This is a genomic window from Candidatus Phytoplasma bonamiae (genome assembly GCF_030586845.1).
GTDB classification, from domain to species: domain Bacteria; phylum Bacillota_I; class Bacilli_A; order Acholeplasmatales; family Acholeplasmataceae; genus Phytoplasma; species Phytoplasma bonamiae.
This window is the reverse complement of sequence record NZ_JAOSIQ010000035.1, coordinates 1-4281: the sequence shown is the minus strand read 5'-3', so window position 1 is coordinate 4281 and position 4281 is coordinate 1. Positions and strand designations below refer to the sequence as shown.

At 20.2% G+C, this 4281-nt stretch carries 2 protein-coding genes; both read left to right on the top strand.

Features of this window, described 5'->3' with window-relative positions:
- Window positions 1-969: 969 nt before the first annotated feature.
- Window positions 970-1587, top strand: a complete 618-nt coding sequence (locus tag OC701_RS02405) for a coiled-coil domain-containing protein (RefSeq protein ID WP_304514494.1) — start codon at window positions 970-972, stop codon at window positions 1585-1587.
- Window positions 1588-1907: 320 nt separating this feature from the next.
- Window positions 1908-3677, top strand: a complete 1770-nt coding sequence (locus OC701_RS02400; protein ID WP_304514493.1) for a hypothetical protein — start codon at window positions 1908-1910, stop codon at window positions 3675-3677.
- Window positions 3678-4281 lie beyond the last annotated feature (604 nt).

The window sequence follows — 4281 nt, the reverse complement described above, 5'->3', positions numbered from 1 at the left end:
TAGAAGATATTTTAAAGGTATTTACTGTTAAAGAATTCAAAATTATTTTTGATGGTTTTGCAACATCTTTTGTTATTTGTAGCGAAGAAGATACTAATATATTGTATTTAGTTTTTCCTGTTATTGGATTATTCTTAGTCAATATTAACTCTAAGTAATGAGATAATGAATAATGATGATAGAAATGTTATTAAATTAACTAATAATAATGAAATTAAAGTCATTATAGCCCAAGGAAAAAGCGACTTCTTAGTAGTCGGAGGAGTAAAACTGGATCTGGAATGATCCAGCTCGCCCTCCCTAGAACAAGGTTAACGACCTTGATAGGGCGAAAGAAGTCAGTAATTTATAGTTTTTATTAGATGATGAAATCCAGCAACAACTAAAATATAAATCCGGTTGTTAAACGCAAATAATCTATATCTTCTTATATCAATAAAAATATATAACATTAAATTATATTTTATTTTGTAAATAAACCAAAAGAAGTTATAATTTAAAGTGATTCGAGTAAAAACTAAATTATATTTTTTTACTTTTATTTGTAATTAGTTATTTAGGAATATATTTTTATGAAAAAATATTAATCAAATTATGGCGATGAATAATGGTCTCTTTTAATTAACGCATTAATGATGTAAATAATAATCAGTCAAATTTTGAACTACAAACACGTATTTTACAAGATTTGAATTTATAACAATTTCGATTAGTACAACAAATTTTTAGTGCTAGAGAAAACACTGCCTCTGCCGAATGTATTTATAATTAAGAATCTTTTTATTTTTCATTAACTAAAAAGAATTTATTATTAAAAAATAATAAAAAAATATCTATGATCATTAATAAAATGAACAATTAAATGAAAAATTTTTTAAAAATTTAAATTAAAATTATAATTATTTTTGTTTTTTATGTTAAAATTTTCAATAGAAATCCATTTTAATTAGAAATTAAATAATTTAAAAAATGAATAAAAGAATAGACAAAAAATTATTAACAATATTTTTGTTACTTATTTTCTTTTTAATGTTTTATTGTATTTTTATTACAAAAAAAAAGAACTTTTTATTCAATAACCTTCTAAACAAGGATGAAAATCACATTCTTAAAATACTTCAAAGACAACCGAAATCCGAATCTAAAAAAGAAGAAAATTTTAAAATTTTAAATAAATATCATCTTTTGTTAGATTTTATAGAAGAAATTTCTTTAAAATATCAAAATAAAATTAAAAAAATTGATAACAAATTAAATTTATATCAGAAAGATTATTCAGTTTTAAATAAAGAATTACACCATTATAAAAAGTTAAAAAAAACTTTTAATGCCGAAATAATTCGACTTTCGAGAGAATTAAATCAAAAAAAACAAAAATTGATAGAAAAGAAAATTTTTTCTTTTAAAAAAGTTTCTTTGATATTAGAAGAGCAAAAAATTCAAGATTTTCAAAAAAAACATGATGAAATGAACCCGATAATAAAAGCAAAAAGAGACCAAATTCAAAATTTAAAAATAAAAATGATTGATTTGGTAAAATATAAAAATATTTATTTTCAAATATTATATGATTTAAAAGATAATTAAAAAGAGTTCTAAATATCGTTATTTTAATAATTGCTAGTTTGATGAAATACTGTGAATAGATAAAAATAATTAATTAAAGGAAATAATCAGGAACGGAAATAGTTTTTTAAAAATGCATTATTTATTGCACTTAATACTTTTAATATCATAATAATTTTTTATTCTTATTTATTTTTCTTTAAAAATTAGACTTGAACAACAAATATCAAAAATAAAAAATAAATTTAAATCTTTATTTTATAAATAAAAAATTCCTTAATAATAAAAAAATAGCTATTCATTTAATATCAAAAAATAGCGGAAATGGAATTTTAAAATTAATGTTGTTAAAGAATAATAATACGCCCGAACAACAATTAATTCATGGATTAAAAGAATATATTAAATATCCTAAAACATTCGAATATATTACAAAATCGATATGCAGTTTGATTACTTTCAAATATTTGTCATATCAATATGAGCAAAAACATTTATGTGAAGATTTTCAGAATAATGATATTAATAGTAATTTTGTGTTATCTATAAATTTATTTTGGTCTTCTTTAATTAACAAATTAATAAATAAACAATTAACCGAATCAGAATTAATTGACAACCTGCATGAAGCTTTTTATAGTATTGATATTTCTAATAACACTAAATATCAATATTTATTTAGAGAAATAAATTTATATAAAAATAATTTGATTTTATTAGACTCTAATTTTCTTTCTAATATAATGTTGATGATTAATCAAATACCAATTCATAATTTGAATAAAGTGTTTCAAGACATTATTATAGAATATCAAAAACAAAGAATTAATAATAAGAAAAGGTTTTTAAATTTAGATTTTTTTAACCATTTAATACCTGAATTAGTTAGATCAGAATTGTTAATAAATGCCAATATTTACGATATGACTTGTGATAATGATTTAGGTTTAATATTAAATAAAATCATTTCTGCAATAGAAATCAATCACAATCAACTATTTAAAGGTAATGTATATGGCGGTTGTATTGTCTCAAATGATAATAATACTTTATTTACTCGTTATCATCCTATAGGTTTTAGTTTAGCTCGCATGAATTTATTATTAAAAAATCAAGAATTACTTTGTTTTGATGCCGAAAATAAAAAATTCTGTTTTCCGGAATTAGATTTAATTATTTGTGATGGTAATACATTATCCAAATATTATGAAAATCATTATCAAGAATTTTTGCATAATGAAAAAAGAAGAGAGATTTTTCAGAAAAATATTTATCCAATGATGTTAAATTCATTATCCTCTAGAGGAAAAATTATTATATTTGGCGATGAAAATATTTTAAGTTCTTTAAATAAAGATTTCGAATATCATCAAAATATAATTATGCTAAAATCTGGTCAACATGTAGATTTAATTATTAAACTATTGAAAACAGAAATGGGTTTTTTTCGTTTTTTATGTTTTTTATTCGAATCAAATGAATTTTCATATGATTATTTGCTTTTATTACAAAAAAATAAAAATTTCTATGAAAAAGATATTTTCGGTATTAATTTAAATTTAACAAATCATATTTTATCAAAGAATAATAACTTTAAAGATCAACCTTATTCTTCTTTAATAAAAAAAGTTATCCGTAATTATTCTTTGCGTAAACCTAATGTTAATAATTCTAATTTTAAATATTCTTTTAACGAAGTTTTAGAAAAATTTTATTATAAATATCTTTTTAAGACTAATAATGTGGTTTCTTTTAATGATATAATTTTAATTAATTCTACTCAATTTTCTGATAAATTTCTATATTTTTACAACCGTTCTAAAAGATGGTTAAAAATTATTATGGAGTCATTGTTTTTATATTTTTTGGGCAAGATTATTTTAAAATTATTAAATAAATCTAGTATTATAATTCCATTTGTTAAACTTTATTGGTCTAATTTGATTTTGGGTGGCCCGTTGATTATTTATTTGTTTTCATCATTAACTATAATGTCGAAAAATATTAAAAATTATTTAATCAAAATAATGGCAATTGCGAATTGGCAAATTTTATTATTAATAAATATGATTTTTTATATTATATTAAATTGGAAGTATTATATTGCATAAAATTAATCGAGAAAATATAAATTTTTCGGTTAATTTATTATTGTTAATAATAAATTTATGTTTTTATTTTTTATATTTAATTAATAATTATTTATTATTGGAGACATTTTTTGAGCTAAATATTCTCTGAAAATTGCGAATACATAGTTCATCGGGCACTTGGTTCGTAAAGAACCCTTATTTTGTTACAACTAATTATCATGTTCATCATGATCAAAATTACTTATTTCCTTAAAATCTTATCTTTTCTCGTGAAAAAAACTTGTCTGACGTATTAAAAATTGTTGAATAAAATTTGACTATTACTAGTTTTTTTTCAAGACAAAAGAGAAAATTATTTTACTTCTTCACTTATGAGTGAACCAAAAAAAGTTAAACACTCATGAAGAAAATAAAAAATATTTTGACAACTGCAAAACATTCATTGTCTAAATTAATTATTTTTAGTTTATATCTGATTCCCCCCATCTAATTTATCTTTAAATAAAGCTAAAGAAATTTATTTTTCTCAAGGAATAGATTTGCATGTGATTAAAACAGATTGGACCGAAGAAAGTATTGATAAATTATCTGATGGTTCTATAGATGGATTAATTTATACTAA

Excerpts from the sequence above, each read along its gene's own strand:
- OC701_RS02405 (WP_304514494.1), top strand. The coding sequence starts at position 970 with ATGAATAAAAGAATAGACAAAAAATTATTAACAATATTTTTGTTACTT.
- OC701_RS02400 (WP_304514493.1), top strand. The coding sequence starts at position 1,908 with ATGTTGTTAAAGAATAATAATACGCCCGAACAACAATTAATTCATGGA.